The sequence below is a fragment of the Streptomyces sp. BBFR25 genome, assembly GCF_044590125.1.
Classification (GTDB): domain Bacteria; phylum Actinomycetota; class Actinomycetes; order Streptomycetales; family Streptomycetaceae; genus Streptomyces; species Streptomyces canus_D.
In genome coordinates this window covers 3,757,002-3,773,175 of the sequence record NZ_CP172447.1, presented here as the reverse complement: position 1 = coordinate 3,773,175, position 16,174 = coordinate 3,757,002, and the positions used below count along the sequence as shown (strand labels likewise).

15 protein-coding genes are annotated in these 16,174 nt (G+C 73.9%); 9 read left to right on the top strand and 6 right to left on the bottom strand.

Translation table 11 applies throughout. From position 1 onward, the window contains the following. Positions 1-250 precede the first annotated feature (250 nt). The gene (locus ACGH52_RS17010; protein WP_121702181.1) at positions 251-1,636 is read left to right on the top strand and encodes a transcriptional regulator; all 1,386 of its coding nucleotides are present in this window, start codon (positions 251-253) and stop codon (positions 1,634-1,636) included. Positions 1,637-1,837: 201 nt separating this feature from the next. After that, a complete protein-coding gene (locus ACGH52_RS17005) occupies positions 1,838-3,526 on the top strand; it encodes a hypothetical protein (protein ID WP_399940327.1) in 1,689 nt (562 codons plus the stop codon). Positions 3,527-3,571: 45 nt separating this feature from the next. Here ACGH52_RS17005 and ACGH52_RS17000 read toward each other — a convergent pair whose 3' ends face one another. Beyond that, positions 3,572-4,891 carry an ABC transporter substrate-binding protein gene (locus tag ACGH52_RS17000; protein WP_399940324.1) on the bottom strand — a complete coding sequence of 440 codons (1,320 nt, stop codon included), beginning with the start codon at positions 4,889-4,891 and terminating at the stop codon, positions 3,572-3,574. A gap of 170 nt (positions 4,892-5,061) precedes the next feature. Between ACGH52_RS17000 and ACGH52_RS16995 the strand changes: the two genes are divergently transcribed. Together ACGH52_RS16995 and purU are read left to right on the top strand one after the other, a co-directional pair. Next, complete coding sequence (locus tag ACGH52_RS16995; protein WP_059301169.1) at positions 5,062-5,508, top strand: hypothetical protein; 447 nt, start codon at positions 5,062-5,064, stop codon at positions 5,506-5,508. 47 nt (positions 5,509-5,555) lie between these two features. Then, positions 5,556-6,449: a formyltetrahydrofolate deformylase gene (purU, locus tag ACGH52_RS16990; RefSeq protein WP_076975586.1), complete on the top strand. Its 894-nt coding sequence runs from the start codon at positions 5,556-5,558 to the stop codon at positions 6,447-6,449. 176 nt (positions 6,450-6,625) lie between these two features. Here purU and ACGH52_RS16985 read toward each other — a convergent pair whose 3' ends face one another. Together ACGH52_RS16985 and ACGH52_RS16980 are read right to left on the bottom strand one after the other, a co-directional pair. Further along, positions 6,626-7,900 carry a zf-HC2 domain-containing protein gene (locus ACGH52_RS16985; protein ID WP_210973987.1) on the bottom strand — a complete coding sequence of 425 codons (1,275 nt, stop codon included), beginning with the start codon at positions 7,898-7,900 and terminating at the stop codon, positions 6,626-6,628. Further along, positions 7,897-8,490, bottom strand: coding sequence for a sigma-70 family RNA polymerase sigma factor (locus ACGH52_RS16980; RefSeq protein ID WP_059301172.1), 594 nt, complete (start codon positions 8,488-8,490; stop codon positions 7,897-7,899). Before ACGH52_RS16980 ends, ACGH52_RS16985 begins: the two co-directional genes overlap by 4 nt. A 329-nt stretch (positions 8,491-8,819) precedes the next feature. Between ACGH52_RS16980 and ACGH52_RS16975 the strand changes: the two genes are divergently transcribed. The 3 genes from ACGH52_RS16975 to ACGH52_RS16965 all read left to right on the top strand — a co-directional run bounded on the left by ACGH52_RS16975 (position 8,820) and on the right by ACGH52_RS16965 (position 10,787). Continuing rightward, entirely contained in the window at positions 8,820-9,200 is a 381-nt protein-coding gene (locus tag ACGH52_RS16975) for an STAS domain-containing protein (protein ID WP_003974572.1), read from the top strand. A gap of 103 nt (positions 9,201-9,303) precedes the next feature. Beyond that, a complete protein-coding gene (gene calD, locus ACGH52_RS16970) occupies positions 9,304-9,816 on the top strand; it encodes a calcium binding protein CalD (protein ID WP_399940318.1) in 513 nt (170 codons plus the stop codon). A 494-nt stretch (positions 9,817-10,310) separates the two neighbouring features. After that, positions 10,311-10,787 (top strand): ATP-binding protein, encoded by a 477-nt coding sequence (locus ACGH52_RS16965; RefSeq protein WP_059301174.1) that lies wholly within the window; start codon positions 10,311-10,313, stop codon positions 10,785-10,787. Between the two features lie 306 nt (positions 10,788-11,093). Here the strand turns inward: ACGH52_RS16965 and ACGH52_RS16960 are convergent, their stop codons facing one another. Then, positions 11,094-12,137: a GlxA family transcriptional regulator gene (locus ACGH52_RS16960; RefSeq protein WP_399940315.1), complete on the bottom strand. Its 1,044-nt coding sequence runs from the start codon at positions 12,135-12,137 to the stop codon at positions 11,094-11,096. A gap of 71 nt (positions 12,138-12,208) precedes the next feature. Between ACGH52_RS16960 and ACGH52_RS16955 the strand changes: the two genes are divergently transcribed. Further along, positions 12,209-13,516 carry an MFS transporter gene (locus ACGH52_RS16955; protein WP_399940312.1) on the top strand — a complete coding sequence of 436 codons (1,308 nt, stop codon included), beginning with the start codon at positions 12,209-12,211 and terminating at the stop codon, positions 13,514-13,516. A 54-nt stretch (positions 13,517-13,570) separates the two neighbouring features. On the opposite strand, the gene ACGH52_RS16950 is transcribed toward ACGH52_RS16955, so the two are convergent. Then, positions 13,571-14,776 (bottom strand): NAD(P)/FAD-dependent oxidoreductase, encoded by a 1,206-nt coding sequence (locus tag ACGH52_RS16950; RefSeq protein WP_076975594.1) that lies wholly within the window; start codon positions 14,774-14,776, stop codon positions 13,571-13,573. Positions 14,777-14,875: 99 nt separating this feature from the next. Between ACGH52_RS16950 and ACGH52_RS16945 the strand changes: the two genes are divergently transcribed. After that, positions 14,876-15,493, top strand: coding sequence for a GNAT family N-acetyltransferase (locus ACGH52_RS16945; protein WP_121702095.1), 618 nt, complete (start codon positions 14,876-14,878; stop codon positions 15,491-15,493). A gap of 7 nt (positions 15,494-15,500) precedes the next feature. Here the strand turns inward: ACGH52_RS16945 and ACGH52_RS16940 are convergent, their stop codons facing one another. Further along, positions 15,501-16,169 (bottom strand): pyridoxal 5'-phosphate synthase, encoded by a 669-nt coding sequence (locus ACGH52_RS16940; protein ID WP_399940308.1) that lies wholly within the window; start codon positions 16,167-16,169, stop codon positions 15,501-15,503. Positions 16,170-16,174 lie beyond the last annotated feature (5 nt).

Here is a 16,174-nt window from a genome sequence, read left to right as displayed (position 1 = left end):
GGGCGCATGGGTGCACAGGCGGGGGCGCGCAGGAGGATTCACCGCGGGAGCTGGGTAGCCAGCACTGGGGCCGGCAACGGCCGTCGCTCCGGCAATCCTCGTAAGCATCGCAAGCATTGCAAGCTTCGCAAGTCTCGCATTGTCGGCACATCGACTGGGCATTGATCTTCACGGCCGGATCCGCCGCGTTTCGTCGAACGATCCGCCGGGACAGCATCGAGACCGCATGAGACCGCATGGGGGTTACGCCATGGCCGCAAGGCCTCTCGTCGCGCGGCAGCCGAACGAACGACTGCAGGCGCTCATTCAGGAAGCGGGCTGCTCGAACGCGGGCCTCGCCCGCCGGGTCAACGTGTGCGGGGTCGAGCACGGTCTCGACCTGCGGTACGACAAGACCTCCGTGGCCCGCTGGCTGCGCGGACAGCAACCGCGCGGCCGGGCACCGGCGATCATCGCCGAGGCGCTCGGACGCAAGCTCGGCCGCACGGTCACGATCGACGAGATCGGCATGGCCAACGGCAAGAACCTCGCGTCCGGCGTCGGCCTCCAGTTCTCGCCGACGGTACTGGGAGCCATCGAGCAGGTCTGCGAGCTGTGGCGCAGCGACGTGGGGCGCCGGGACTTCCTGTCCGGTTCCTCCGTCGCCGCCTCGGCGCTAGTCGAGCCCAGCCGGGACTGGCTGATTTCCGCCCCCGACCCGCAGGTGTCGCGTTCGGCGGGGCCGCGCGTGGGCCAGTCCGACGTGGCGGCCGTGCGGGCGATGACACAGGCACTGGTGGACCTGGACCACCAGTACGGCAGCGGGCACGTGCGCCCGGTCCTCGTGCACTACCTGAACAGCGTCGTCTCCGGACTGCTGGCCGGCTCCTACCGGGAGGCGGTCGGACGGGACCTGTTCGCCACGGTCGCGCGCCTGACCGAACTGGCCGGATACATGGCCGTCGACACCGGCCAACCGGGCCTCGCCCAGCGGTACTACATCCAGTCGCTGCGGCTCGCGCAGGCGGCCGGGGACCGCGGCTACGGCGGGTACGTCCTCGCCGCCTCCATGAGCCACCTCGCCGCACAGCTCGGAAACCCGCGCGAGATCGCCCAGTTGGCGCGGGCGGCGCAGGAGGGCGCACGCGGGCGGGTGACACCGCGCGCGGAGTCGATGTTCCACGCGGCCGAGGCCCGCGGCCACGCGCTGCTGGGCGACGTACGGGCGGCCCACGAGGCGGCCGGACGGGCGGTCGGCGCGATGGAGTCGGCCGATCCGGCCTCCGGCGACGACCCGGTGTGGATCGCGCACTTCGACGACGCCTACCTCGCCGACGAGTTGGCGCACTGCCACCGGGACCTGGGACAGGCGGACGCGGCCGCCCGCTACGCGCGCCAGTCCCTGGACGGGCACCCCGTGTCCCGGGCGCGCAGGCGGGCCATCGGCCATGTGCTGTTGGCCACGGCGCAGGTGCAGCAGCGCGAGATCGAACAGGCCTGCCACACGGCGACGAAGGCGGTGGAACTGCTGGAGACACTGCGCTCGAACCGGGGTGCCGAGTACCTGGACGACTTCCAGGCCCGGCTGGAGCCGTACCGGGAAGAAGCCGTGGTCAGGGAGTTCGGCGCCCGGCTCGACCTCCAGGCCGCCGCGTGAACGGACGGGGCGCGGATGAGTGAACACGCGTGAAACCCGGCCGCGGTGTGCGGAAAGGGACATCAACAGCGCGCCGCGGCCTGGTTTTGTTACTGCTGCCACAGGGAAAGAGTTGACGCCCCGGGCGGCGTGGCAGTGGGCTCGGGGGACCCGGTAGCGTGAGCCGACGATTCCGAAGGTCCCCCATTCGTAGGAGTCCCGGTGACGCAGAGTGGACAGGGCGAGGAGCCCTCGCCGCGGCAAGCGCGCGAAGGCATCGTGCTGCCCTCGGACGGTGGCGAGCCCTTGCTGCCCGGTCTGGCCGGCGCTCCCGTCGGCCCGCAGGGCGGTGGCCCGGCACCCGCCTCGGCGCCGCCCGGCGGTCAGGCCTGGGACCGCCCCTGGGGCCCCGACCAGCAGCAGCACGCGCCCGCCACCCAGAGCTGGCCCACGCCGCCAGGCGCCCAGCCGTGGGGCGCCGCGGAGACCCCGCAGCAGGCCCCGCAGCAGGCCGAGCCGTCGTCGGCGCCGCAGGCCTGGCAGCCCGGGCAGGGCGCCCCGGCGCAGGCCCCCGGCGCCCTGCCGCCGCAGGCCGGACCCGGCCCGCTGCCGCCGGAGGGCGCGCAGCCGCCGTCGTACGGGACGCCTGCGGGCGACCAGACCTACGGCGCACAGCCGACGTACGGGCAGCACCAGCAGCATCACCAGCCCCAGCAGCATCAGCAGTACGGCGGGGGTGTCGCGCCGCTGCCGCCCGCCGACGAGGGCGCCACGCAGTACCTGCCGCCGGTCGTACCGCCCGCCGACGAGGGCGCCACCCAGTACATACCGCCGGTCGCGCCCGCGGGACCGGGCGCGCTGCCTCCGGAGAGACCCGCGCAGCCGCACGCCGCCGAGTCGACGCAGTACCTCGGCCAGGCACCGCAGTACCCCGCGCGGCCCGCGGCCGGGTACCCGCCCGCGCCCGCCGCGCCCACCCCCCATCCCGACGCCGAGGCCACGCAGTACATCGCGCCCGTGCCCGGCGGCCCCGTCGGCGCCCCGTTCGGCGCCGGGCCCGGCACCGACGAGGGGCGTCAGCCGCCCGCCGAGTTCGACAACCTCTTCCGCGGCGCGCCCGGCGCCGACGGTCCGGCCTCGGCCACCCAGCAGATGCCCCACTTCGACGCGCCGCAGCCGCAGTACGCCGGCGGTCAGCCCGGGTACGCCCCGCAGGGCCCCGGCGGCGGTGGCGGCGGCAGGCGGCGCGGGAACGACGGCGGCGGCGGCCGGGGCGGGCGCGGCGGTTCGCGGCTGCCGCTCCTCGCGGCCGTCGGCGTGGGCATCGCCGTCGTCGGGGTCGGCGCCGGCGCGATGATGGCCGGCGGGGGAGAGAACGAGGACAAGGGCGGCAACCAGACGGTGTCCGCCACGGCCCCCGCCTCCGAGTCCGCGTCCGCCCCGGCCTCGCCCTCCGCCGACCCGGCCCGGCAGCAGGCCGTCGAGCTGGACAAGCTGCTCGCCGACAGCGGCACCGGCCGCACCACGGTGATCAACGCCGTGGGCGACGTGAAGACCTGCGACAACCTCTCCCAGGCGGCCAAGGATCTGCGCGAGGCCGCCAAGCAGCGCAGCGGGCTGGTCGAGAGCCTCTCCAAACTGTCGGTGGACCGGCTGCCCCGGCACACCGAGCTGACCACCGCGCTCACCAAGGCGTGGCAGGCCTCCGCGTCGGCCGACAACCACTACGCGGCCTGGGCCGACCGGACCGCCGGCAAGAAGGGCTGCAAGAAGGGCAAGGCGGCCACCCAGCCCTCACAGGCCAACCGGGCGAGCGGCACGGCCAGCAAGGAGAAGGCCAAGGCCGCGACGCTCTGGAACGCCATCGCCAAGGAGTACGGCCTGACCGAACGCCGGCCGACCCAGCTCTGAGCCGGCCGGGCCCGCTGCCGCCCGGCAAGATCCAAACGACGCCCCCTAGGCGACGTCCGCGTTCTGCAGGGTGCGGGTGGTGTCCACCGCGCCCTGCCGAGCCGAGACCAGGCGGCCCTCCCGGACGACCTGGAGGGTGACGTCGGCGTTGACCAGGCGCGGGAAGCCGACCGAGGCCAGCTTGTCGGCGAACGTCCACCTCAGGTCGGGAGTGAGCCCGCCGGTGCCGACCTCCAGACCGTCGTCGAGGGCCCGCCGTACGGTGTCGGCGCTCACCTCGCCGTCGCCGAGCGACTCCACGACCTCCCTGAACACGGTGTAGGCGATCCAGGTGGTCTGCACCCCGGCGTCCGCCGCGTCGACGTTGTTGTCGCCGAACGCCTGCTCCTTGATCAGCTTCTTCAGCGCGTCCCAGGCCGGGTCGCCCACCGACGGGTACCAGCCGGTGACGTACGCCCCTTCGTAGGGCCCGGACGCACCGCCGCTCGCGTTGATCGTCGTCTGGTCGACGCTGCCGAGCACGGTCGCGTTCCGTACGTCGGGGTGGTCCTCGCTCGCGCGCCGGAAGGAGTCCATGAAGGTGCCGGTGCGGTCCCCGAGGACCGGCACCACGCACCCCGGCTTCCTCTGACCCGTGCCCTCCCGTGCCAGTGCCCGCTCGGACTGGTCGTCGTACGAGGTGGCGTCCTCCGCCGCCCGCTGGTCGTGGGCCCGCTCGTGCCCGCCGGAGACCAGCCCCGAGTCCAGCAGCGCGGACAGCTGGTCGCCCGCGATGGTGTCGGGGCGCACGAGCGTGACCGGCCCGCAGGAGTCGGCGAGCGCGCTGCCGAGCCCCGCGAGCAGCGCCGGCTGGCCCCCGTTGACCGGGTACGACAGCGGACTGGTGAACTCCGTGTTGGTGAGCCCGTAGCCGCCGATGTACGGGATGCGGGCGCCCTCCAGGACGGGGAAGAAGGAGTCGGCGTACTGGCTGTAGGAGCCCAGGACGGCGACCGCGTCCTCCTTGACGGCACGGCGGGCGCACTTCGCGGCGGCCACGCTGTCGTTGTGGTCGTTGCAGGTCAGGACGTTGAGCTTGCGGCCGCCGAGGCCGCCCTGGGCGTTGACCCAGCGGGCGTAGGCCTGGGCGAGGGCGGGCATGCCGGGCTTGTTGGTCGCGCCGGTGTCCTGGGGTGCCCAGGTCATGACGGTGATCGGGTCGTCGCCCCCGGAGCCCCCCGTGGCACCGGGGACGACCCCGCAGCCGACGGCGAGTGACGCGCACGCCACCAGCGCGCCCGCGGCCAGGGCGCCGGTGCGGGTGGCCCGGGAACGGCCGCGGAGGCCGCCGGGGATTGTGCTGCGGGTAGGTCGCCTGCCGGTCATGTACCCGCACGATTCCGTCACCCGGCCAACCCGGGAGTGACCTGCGGTCAACGCGTGGTGACGCGGAGGTGAATTGCGGGCGCCGGAGAGTGGCGGGGAAGAGGAACGTAGGATCGACGACCGTGCAAGGTTCGGAGAACTCTTCCCGTCGCGGCCGTCGCTCCTCCACCATGGGCGGCATGCCACTCAACGACATGCCGTGGTGGCGCTGGCGCAGCCAGGTGCGCTCCGCGCTGCACATGCTCTCCGCCCCCGCCTTCCAGCGGGACGTCTGGCTGGCCGGCGTCGACGGCTACGGGGACGTCACCGACGCCGTGTACCGCCTGGTGGAGGACACCTGGCTGGACCACTGGTCGGCCGAGAAGTACGTGGGCACGGTCTTCCGCGACTCGCAGGAGGCGGCGCTGGTCGACACCGCCGTGCTGCGGGTCCTGCGGATCATGCACCAGGTGGGGCCGGACGCGCCGGTGACCGCGTACCTGGAGCACGCGGACTGGCCGGAGGCGGTGCGGGCGGCGCGCGACGCGCACGTACGGCTGGCCACCAGTGACGGCGAGGACCCGGAGGCGGAACCGCGCACGCTCGAGGTGCTGCAGATCCTGACCCGGTCCGCCTGACGGGACGGCACGCGGTCCGGGGGGCCGGATATGGGAACCTGTGCTGCATGAACGCGCAGTCCTCCGCCGCCGTCCCCTCGGCCGACGCCCCGGCCGACCAGTACGTCCTCACCCTGTCCTGCCCCGACAAGCAGGGCATCGTGCACGCCGTCTCGAGCTACCTGTTCATGACCGGCTGCAACATCGAGGACAGCCAGCAGTTCGGGGACCACGACACGGGTCTGTTCTTCATGCGGGTCCACTTCTCGGCCGGTGAGCCGGTGACCGTGGACAAGCTGCGCGCCAGCTTCACCGCGATCGGTGACGCCTTCCACATGGACTGGCAGATCAACCGGGCCGACGCGAAGATGCGCATCGTGCTCATGGTGAGCAGGTTCGGGCACTGCCTGAACGACCTGCTCTTCCGCGCCCGGATCGGCGCGCTGCCCGTGGAGATCGCCGCCGTGGTGTCCAACCACACCGACTTCGCGGAACTGGTGGGGTCCTACGACATCCCCTTCCACCACATCCCCGTGACGAAGGACACCAAGCCGGAGGCCGAGGCCCGGGTCCTGGAGATCGTGCGCGAGGAGAACGTCGAACTCGTCGTGCTGGCCCGCTACATGCAGGTCCTCTCGGACGACCTGTGCAAGGCGCTCAGCGGGCGGATCATCAACATCCACCACTCCTTCCTGCCGAGCTTCAAGGGCGCGAAGCCGTACCACCAGGCGCACGCGCGGGGTGTGAAGCTGATCGGCGCGACCGCGCACTATGTGACGGCCGACCTCGACGAGGGGCCGATCATCGAGCAGGAGGTCGAGCGGGTCGGTCACGACGTCACGCCGGACCAGCTGGTGGCGGTCGGGCGGGACGTGGAGTGCCAGGCGCTGGCGCGGGCCGTGAAGTGGCATGCGGAGCGGAGGATTCTCCTGAACGGCCGCCGGACGGTGGTGTTCGCCTAGCGGCGCCCAGCGGGGCGGGGCCTTCTGTCTCGTCGGCGGCTGCGGGTGGTGGGTGGTTGCTCGCGCAGTTCCCCGCGCCCCTGAAGGGGCGTTCACTGCACGCCCTCAAGGGGCGCGGGGAACTGCGCGACCAGCCACGACGCACCCGCGGCCGCCCGCGAATCCGCAACCGCCCCCTACATCCGGCTCAAGCTAGCCGCAGCGAACAGCACGTCCCGGATCGCCTCCCGGTCCCCGACCTGTCCCGCCGCCGCCTCCGCCGGAGGCACATGGCCCGCCGCCAGCCGGCAGAACTCCACGCCGTCCAGGGCGACATGCGCCACCTCCAGGTCGGCGGAGCCCACCGCGCCGGGGGAGTCCAGCGGGATGAGCCACTCGCCGCCGCCCGAGCCCTCGATCTCCAGCCGCAGGCTGCGTCCCGGCTCGCCCGCGGTCACCAGGTGCGGACGGTCGCCGGGCGCGGCCAGACCGGCCCGGCGGCGCGCCGCGAGGGCGCCCGGCAGCATCCGGGCCGCGAGGTCGATCATGCCGTTGAGATGGCGCGCGGACGGCGGCCTGTACGGATAGTCCACCGCCTCGGCGATGTCCTCCGCGTGCACCCAGCACTCGAACGCCCGGTCCAGCATCGCGTCCCGCAGCGGCAGCTCGAAGTCGCCGTACGAGACCGGCAGCCCGCCCGCGTCGCCGGTGAACGCCACCGTCCGGACGACGCTGTGACTCTGCGCACGCCAGGGCGCCCGCACCGCGCGGGTGGGCGGGTAGTGCGAGGCCCGCCAGTACGCCTCCGTGCGGGCGGCCGGTGCCCGGGTGGGCGCGGTGATGTCGCCCAGGGGGTCGTCGAGGCCCAGGGTGACGGCGACGGTGCCGTCGACCGTCAGGAGGTGGGCGATGACCCCGGCGACGGTGGTGCGGCGGCTCGCGGTGTCGTCGCCGTCGAACCAGCGCAGCCGGACCGGGGCGTGCCACTCGGCGTCCCCGAAGTCCTGGAGCAGCGCGTCCAGGCGCGCGGTCTCGGCGTCGTAGGGGGCGGCCCACTCGGGCACCGGGATGCGGGGCGGGCGCCGCTCCAGGCACCCGTCCAGGACCCGGGTGCGCAGGGCGGGGTCCAGATCGAGGCTCTCCGGCCGCTGGAGCAGCGTGACGGCCTCGCGCAGGCGCAGCGCCTCCTCGGCGCAGGCCTCGCACTCACCGAGGTGCTCCTCGACGGCTGCCGCCTCCCGCGCCGAGCAGGCGGCCAGCGCCCACGCACCGAGCAGCGACGTCAGCACCTGGTGCTCCAGCGCGACCGGCGCCGGGTCGGGCAGTACCCGCCCGCCGTCCTCGACGGAGGCCCGGGGCAGCGGTATACGCGCCCCGGTGCCGGTGCCGGTGCCGGTGCCGGTGTCCGCGTCGTCGGCTGCCCCCTTCTCGTCGTGCCCGTCGTCCCCGTCGCTCTCGTCGTACGCCTTCATGCAGCACCCCCGTACTCCGGCGGAGCCCCGGGCGGGTGCGGGGTGCGGCCGGCGTCGCGGGCCGTGGACAGGAGCTGGAGGCCCAGGCGGAGGCGGCGTCGGGCCTCGTCCTCCGTGACGCCCAGGTCGGCGGCGGTCTGGCGGTAGTCGCGGCGCTGGAAGTAGGCCAGCTCCAGCGCGGCGCGCAGCGGAGCCGGCATGGACTGGACGATGTAGTCGGCGCGGGCGGCGACCGAGGCGTGCCGCACCTTGGTCTCCAGCTCCTCCGCGGTGCCCGGCCCGCCCCGGACGAGGGCGGCCGTCTCGGTGGCGCGCAGCCGCTGGACGGCGAAACGGTGGGTGAGCGTGGCGATCCAGGTGCGCAGCGGGCCCTGCCGGGGGTCGTAGGCGTCGGGGTGCTCCCAGACGTGCGCGAAGACGTCGCGCGTGATGTGGTCGGCGGCACGCTCGTCGTCGAGCACGCGGTGCGCCAGACCGTGCACCAGCGAGGCGAACCGGTCGTACAGCTCGCCCAGGGCGGCGGCCTCGCCGCGTGCGAGCCGCTGCTGCATCTTGCGGTCCCAGCGCGGTGGTGCGTCCCTCTTCGCCATGCGGTCCCTCCACCCCCTCCTCGGTCCCAGCCTGCGGCCACCCTCCCCCCGAATGTAGTCGGCACGTCCGACAGCGCACGCCCCTTTGTTCCAATGCGCGCCCCCGACCGGCCGGAGGTGATATGCGCCTCCACTACCCTCTATCGTGCGACCGAATTCGATCGAACAGGATCGAAACCGTCTGAAACAAGCCACTTCCGACCGGTCTCCGTTTCCGTCGCGGCGTTTGCGGGAACGGCCGGTGGGCAGGCGCGCCGCCAAGAAGCGTAAGTGTGGCTTCCGTTTCGGGTGAATCCCGGAGGTTCCAGACGTTCCGACGAACGAAGGGCATGGTGGTGACGTTCAACGTGACCGGCGGCGAGCGGGGCCAGTGGGCCGTGCTCCAGGTGTCGGGCGAACTGGACCTGGTGACGTCACCGGTGCTGCGGCAGCGCGTGCACGACGAGGTGGCGGAGGGGCGGCACAGCCTCGTCCTGGACCTCTCCGACGTCCTGTTCTGCGATTCCAGCGGGGTCGGCGTCCTCATCGCGTCCCGGCGGCTCATCCGCTCCTGCCAGGGCAGGCTGCGCCTGATACTGCCCGCCCAGGGCGCCGTAGACGGCTCCCACGTCAACCGCGTCCTCGGCGCGCTGGGCGTGCGCCGGCTCTTCGACTGCCACCCCGACCTCGCCTCGGCGACCGGGGACGAGCCGCGGCCCCTGTCCGCGTAGGCCGCGCGACTCGCGGCAAGTCCCGTCCGCGGCGTCGTCCGGCGACGTACGCTCCCGGCGAGACGTACCCCCGAACACCGACGTGAGGCGGCCGGAGAGAACCATGGTCAACAGCGAGTACGAGCGCAGGATCGCCGCGCGGTTCACCACCTTCGACCAGGACGGCAACGGCCACATCGACCGTTCCGACTTCAGTGGGGCGGCCAAGGCGCTGCTCGCCGAGTTCGGCGTCGCCGCCCGCTCCGACAAGGGCCAGGCCCTGTACGGCGGGGCCGAGGCGCTCTGGCAGGGCCTGGCCGGCATCGCCGACCGGGACGGCGACCAGCGCATCATCCGCGAGGAGTTCGTCACCGGGGCGGTCAAGCGGCTGCGGGACAAGCCGGACCGCTTCGCCGAGATCGCCCGCCCCTTCCTGCACGCGGCACTCGACGTCGCCGACACCGACGGTGACGGAGCGGCCACCGTCGCGGAGGCCGCGCGGGCCCTGACCGCGTTCGGCGTGCCGGAGGACCTCGCTCGCTCGGCCGCCGCCGCGCTCGACGCGGACGGGGACGGCAGGATCGGCGAGACGGAGATCGTCCCGGCCTTCGCCCGCTACTTCACCGTGCCCGAGTAGCGCCCGCCGCGGGAGCGCGCGCCCGGATGTCGCGGATCGTGGCGGAAGGGCATCACGGAGCGTTGATACCGGGCCGTGTCCGCCGAGTGGCCCGTTACGGCCCGGAGTCGGTGCCACACTCCGGTACCTTGTGGGGGATGCGAGCGGTCCCGAGCGCCAGCCGTGCCGGAGTTGCCCCTGGGGCGGCTCCGGAACCGGCGGTGTGCGCCTTGCCCCGCAGGGTGCGACGGCCGTCGGCCACCACCTGTTCGACTCCCCGGAAAGCGCGTCGCACAGTATGCCGCACGCGTACTCCTTCGCGCTGGAATATGCCTGAAGCGCTTGTTGGCGTGACTGTACGTCAACCATGCTGTGCCGCAGGGGATTCACGGTCCGTGATCCCTGCCCCGGCCGTTGTTCTGGCCATGCTGGAAATGGCTACGATCGTGGCCCTCATGAGGCGCGAGCCTTTGTGTCCGCCGGTTCGGATGGTGTGAGCGGTGCAGGTGCTTCAAGTGCAGCTGGAGGTCCGTCCAGACCCCTCGGAAGTGGGGCGTGCCCGGCGCTGGGCGCGTTCGCGGCTCGCCGGTTCGGGGATACGGGCCGACGAACCCCTCGCCGAGACGCTGGTCCTGCTCGTCTCCGAGCTGGTCACCAACGCCGTGGTGCACACCGGGCGTTCGGCGGTGCTGCGGCTGGTGCTGCCGGGCGCGGTGACCGAGGAGACCGAGGAGGCCACCGTCCGCCTCGAAGTGGACGACGCCAGCGACCGGGCTCCCGTGCCCCGTTGCGCGGGCGGCGAGGCGACGGGCGGCCGGGGCCTCGCCCTCGTGGACGGCCTCGCCGATCGCTGGGGCTGGAGCCGGGAGGGCACCGGCAAGCGCATCTGGTGCGAACTGGACCGGTGCGCCGCGGGCAAGGAGACCCCACCGGCCTGCGGGAGCGGCGGCGGCGCGGTGGCGTACGAGGGAATCGCGTACGAAGTGGTCTGACGGCGCCGTGCGCCGGGGTGTGCTTCCGTGCGCGTCCCCGGCGAATCGGGACGCAAGTGGTGAAACAGCCCTTGCCGGTTGACGGATCGTGACCGTTTCCTCACGCTTGTAGGCAACGATTCGCCGCGAGGGGACGACGAGGGTTCGGTGACGGAGCCCTCGACGAGCGTGGGTCGTGTCGGCGGCGGTTCCCTCGGGGGCGACGGGAACCGGGCGGGAGCGCCGGAGTCGGGTGGCGGCGCGCGATGCCGTGCTCGGGGCGGACAACGCCGCGCCGCCGGCCGACGAGTCCGGGGTGGACCCCGATCACTGTCCACAGGCTGTGGACAACTCCGCGCGGAACGTCCGCCGGTACCCGGTCGGCGTGACCCCGAGCGCCGCCTGGAGGTGCTGCCGCATCGACTGGGCCGTGCCGAAGCCGGCGTCCTGGGCGATCTGGTCGATCGAGAGCGCGGTGGACTCCAGCAGGTGCCGGGCCCGTTCGACGCGCTGCCGGGTGAGCCACTGGCCCGGACTGACGCCGACCTCCTCGCGGAAACGGCGGGTGAAGGTGCGTACCGACATCGCCTCCTGGGCGGCCATGTCCCGCAGCTGGATCGGCTCGTGCAGGCGGCCGAGCGCCCAGGCGCGGGCCCCCGTCGTGGACGACTGCTGGGGATCGGGCACCGGCCGCTCGATGTACTGCGCCTGCCCGCCGTCCCGGTGCGGCGGTACGACGGTGTGGCGGGCCACCTCGTTGGCGACGGCGGTGCCGTGGTCCCGGCGCACGATGTGCACGCACAGGTCGATCCCGGCCGCGACCCCGGCCGAGGTGAGCACGTCGCCGTCGTCGACGAAGAGCACGTCGGCGTCCACCCGCACCTTCGGGAACAGCCGCTGGAAGTGCTCGGCGGAGGCCCAGTGCGTGGTCGCCGGGCGGCCGTCCAGGTATCCGGCGGCGGCCAGCACGAACCCGCCCGTGCAGATGGCGACGAGCCGGGTGCCGGGCCGCACGAGGGCCAGCGCGGCGGCCAGTTCGGCGGTCAGCGCGCCCTCCTCGTAGACGGGGCCCAGCTCGTAGGAGGCGGGGACCACGACCGTGTCGGCGGTGGCCAGGGCCTCCGGGCCGTTCCCGACCAGGATCTCGAAGTCGGCGTCCGTGGCGACCGGGCCCGGCGGCCGGACCGAGCAGGTGACGACCTCGTAGAGCCGACGCCTGTGCTCGTCGCGGGCCAGGCCGAAGATGCGCTGCGCGATGCCCAGCTCGAAGGGGAGCAGCCCGTCGAGGGCGAGCACGACGACGCGGTGCGGTCGGTCGGCGGTGCGGGGAGCACCGGGGGCGCCGGGGGTGTCGGCGGTGTCGAAGGCCATGGCCCGATCCTAGCGAACCCTGTCCTTCGGGCCACTCGCTCGGGCGAGGCCCGTTGCGGACACTCTGTGACGTGACCCAGACAACCGACGCCGCCGCAGTACCCGAGACCCCGCGGAAGCCGGCCCGCCGCCGGCGCGTGCACCGCGCCTGGTGGGTCGCCGCCGTGACCTTCGTGACGATCATCGGGGCCGCAGCATTCCGCTCCCTGCCCGGTATCCTCATCGACCCGCTCCACCAGGAGTTCGGCTGGTCACGCGGCACGATCGGCGCCGCCGTCTCGGTGAACCTCGCCCTCTACGGGCTGACCGCGCCCTTCGCCGCCGCGCTGATGGACCGCTTCGGCATCCGGCGGGTCGTCGCCGTCGCCCTGATGGTGATCGCGGTCGGCTCCGGCCTGACCGTGTGGATGGACTCCGCCTGGCAGCTCATCCTGTGCTGGGGCCTGCTGGTCGGCCTCGGCTCCGGCTCCATGGCCCTGGCCTTCGCCGCCACCGTCACCAACCGCTGGTTCACCGAGCGGCGGGGCCTGGTCACCGGCGTCCTCACCGCCGCCTCCGCCTCCGGCCAGCTGATCTTCCTGCCGCTGCTGTCCTGGATCGTGGAGACGTACGACTGGCGTCCGGCGGCCGTCACCGTCGCCCTCGCCGCCCTGGCCGTCGTCCCCTTCGTCTGGCTCCTCCTGCACGACCATCCGGCCGACGTCGGCCAGAAGCCGTACGGCGCCGAGGAGTTCGTGCCCAAGCCCGCGCCCGTCCCCGGCGCCGCCCGCCGCGCGCTGGCGGTCCTGTTCTCCGCCGTCCGCACCGGCCCGTTCTGGCTGCTGGCCGGCAGCTTCGCGATCTGCGGCGCCTCCACCAACGGCCTGATCCAGACCCACTTCGTGCCCGCCGCCCACGACCACGGCATGCCGATCACCGCCGCGGCCTCGCTGCTCGCGGTCATCGGCGTGTTCGACGTGGCCGGCACGATCGCCTCCGGCTGGTTCACCGACCGCTTCGAACCGCGCCGCCTGCTCGCCGTCTACTACGCCCTGCGCGGCGTGTCCCTCCTCTTTCTCCCCCTGCTGCTCGCGCCGAGCGTCCACCCGCCGATGGTCTTCTTCATCGTCTTCTACGGCCTCGACTGGGTCGCCACCGTCCCGCCCACCCTCGCCCTGTGCCGCGAGCACTACGGCGACGACAGCGCGATCGTCTTCGGCTGGGTACTGGCCTCCCACCAAGTGGGCGCCGCCCTCGTCGCCTTCCTCGGCGGCGTGGCCCGCGACCACTTCGGCTCCTACGACGTGGTCTGGGTCGCCTCCGGGGCGCTGTGCGCGGCGGCGGCCCTGATGGCCCTGGTCATCCGGAGGCGCCCGGCTCCGGTGGCCGCGGTGGCCTGAACGGGCGCGAGGGTGCGGGCCTGCGGCGGTACGGGCACGCACCTGGGTCCGCGACTAACCCGGCAGCCGGGACACCCGGCCCGACTCCCGCTTCGCCACCGCCCCCGCGATGCGTCCGGCGTCGAGGGACAGTTCGCGCAGCATGCCGCTGATCGGGTTGGTGAAGCCGGTGAAGTACAGGCCGGGTGCGGTGGCCGGGGTGCGGGCCCCGTGGGTGGTCGGGCGGCCGGTGTCGTCGAGGACGCCGAGGTGTCCGACCAGGCCCTCCAGGCCCCGCCGGTACCCCGTGGCCGCGATCACCGCGTCGGGGGCGATGCGGGTGCCGTCGGCCAGCAGGACCTTGCCGTCCTCGAAGCCGTCCATCGCGGCGACGATCTCCACCCGGCCCGAGCGCACCGCGTCGATCAGGCCCACGTCCTGCACCGGGATGGCACCCTCGGCCACCCTGCTGTAGAGCCCGGTGCCGGGACGCGGCAGCCCCTGTGCCGACAGGTCGGGCACGCTGATCCGGGCCAGCGGCCGGGCCAGCCGGTCCACCAGCGCGACCGGCAGCCGTCGGCACAGGATGCCGGTGTACTGGGCGGCCCACCCTGCGGTCGAGCGGCGGAGGATGTGCGGCGCCGTGCGTACGGCGAGCCGGACCCGGGCGGCCCCGCCCTCCACCAGGTCCACGGCGATCTCGGCGCCGGTGTTGCCCACCCCGACCACCAGGACGTCCCGGCCGGCGTACGGGGCCGGGGCGCGGTACTCGGCGGCGTGCCGGAACTCGCCGGTGTAGGTGTCGCGGCCGGGCCAGTCCGGCACGCGCGGGGTGTGGTTGTGGCCGGTGGCGACCACCACCGCGGCGCCGGTCAGTTCCCGGCCCCCGGAGGCGTGCAGCAGCCAGCCGGTGCCGTCGGCAGTGCGCTCGACGCGGAAGACCTCCACTCCGGTGACGATCTCCAGCTGGTGGTACTCGGCGTACTTCTCCAGGTACCGCACCACGTCGTCCCGGGCCACCCACCGTCCGAAGCGGCGCGGCATCGGCAGGCCGGGCAGCGCCGACAGGCGGCGGGTGGTGTGCAGCCGCAGCCGGTCGTAGTGCCGCCGCCAGGAGGAGCCGACGTGGTCGGCGCGTTCCAGGACCACGGCCCGCAGACCGCGGGCGCGCAGCGCGTGGGCGACGGCGAGACCGCCGGGACCCGCGCCTATGACGTACACGGGCAGGTCCGCGGGGTGGGCGGGCCGCTGCGGTGCGGCGGACGCTGTGGAGTCGGCCATGCGGCGAGCGTAATCGCGCGCTCGATTGATGGGTCTCGGTCAAGACCGGAATCGGTTGCGGATCGGTCACGGCCGGGACGGGTCGGCTTGAATGGCCGGATGGCCCACACACGCATGTACACCCTCGACCCCTCCCTCGCCCACTCCGAACCCCGCGGGCACGGACTGTGCCTGAGCGCCTGGGACGCCGCCTCGGACGCCGACGCGCAAGCGTGGCTGCGCGGCCACCTGGACCCCGACTTCCAGCGCTGGAACACACCGCTCACGCTGTGGACCGACCTCGCCGGGGCCCGCGAGTCGCTGCGGGGTCGGGCGCGGGACGCGGCGGACGGCAGGTCGGCGTCGTTCCGGATCACGGACGACGAGAGCGGTACGACGCTGGGGCACCTCGGCCTCGGCGAGATCAGCCGGCAGCTGAGGACGGCCCGGGTCGGCTACTGGGTGCTTCCCGAGGCCCGGGGCCGTGGCGTCGCCACCCGGGCCCTGGTCCTCGCCTCCCGCTGGGCCTACGCCGAACTCGGCCTGCACCGCCTGGAACTGGGCCACGCCGTGGGGCACGACGCCTCCTGCCGGGTCGCCGAGCGCAGCGGCTACCGCGCCGAGGGGACCCTGCGCGGGGCGATGTTCGAGACCGGTCGGCACGACGCGTTCCGGGACGTGCACCTGCACGCGCGCCTGGCGACGGACGAGGAGCCGACGCCGCCCGGCGCGCGGTGAGCGTGGCTCACGGCCACAGCAGCCGCCGGTCCCAGGCGTCGCCGTCCGTCCGGCGGTAGGCCAGCCGTACGTGGCGCCGACGGGCCTCGCCCTGGAAGAACTCCACCTCGTCGGGGCGCAGCCGGTACAGCGTCCAGGACGCCACCGGGGCGTCCGGTTCCCGCCCGGCCCGCTCCCAGGCCGCCTCCGAAGCGCGGGCCAGTTCGTCCGGCGAGCCCAGCTCCGCGCTCTGCCGGCCGGTCAGCGCGGCGGCCAGGGCGCCGGTCGACCGTGCGTGCAGGTCGGCCCGCGCCTCCTCGGCCGGGGCGACGGCGACCGGGCCGCGCAGCCGTACCTGGCGGCCCAGCACCGGCCAGTAGAAGACCAGCGCGGCGTACGGGCGGGCGGCGAGGTGGCGGCCCTTGCGGCTGTCGGCGTGGGTGGCGAAGGCCCAGCCGTCCGCGTCCGCGCCGTGCAGCATCACGATGCGCGCGTCCGGCAGGCCCTCGGCGTCCGCCGTCGCCAGCGACACCGTGTGCGGCTCGCGCTCACCGGCCGCGACCGCCTCGGCGAACCACCGGGTGAACAGCTCCACCGGGTCGCCGGGCGCACCGGCCGGGTCGAGGGGCGGCAGTTCGGTGACCGCGGGGTCCCACACCCGCAGCGACCTCAGCAGCTCGTGAAGATCGGTTCCCATACCCC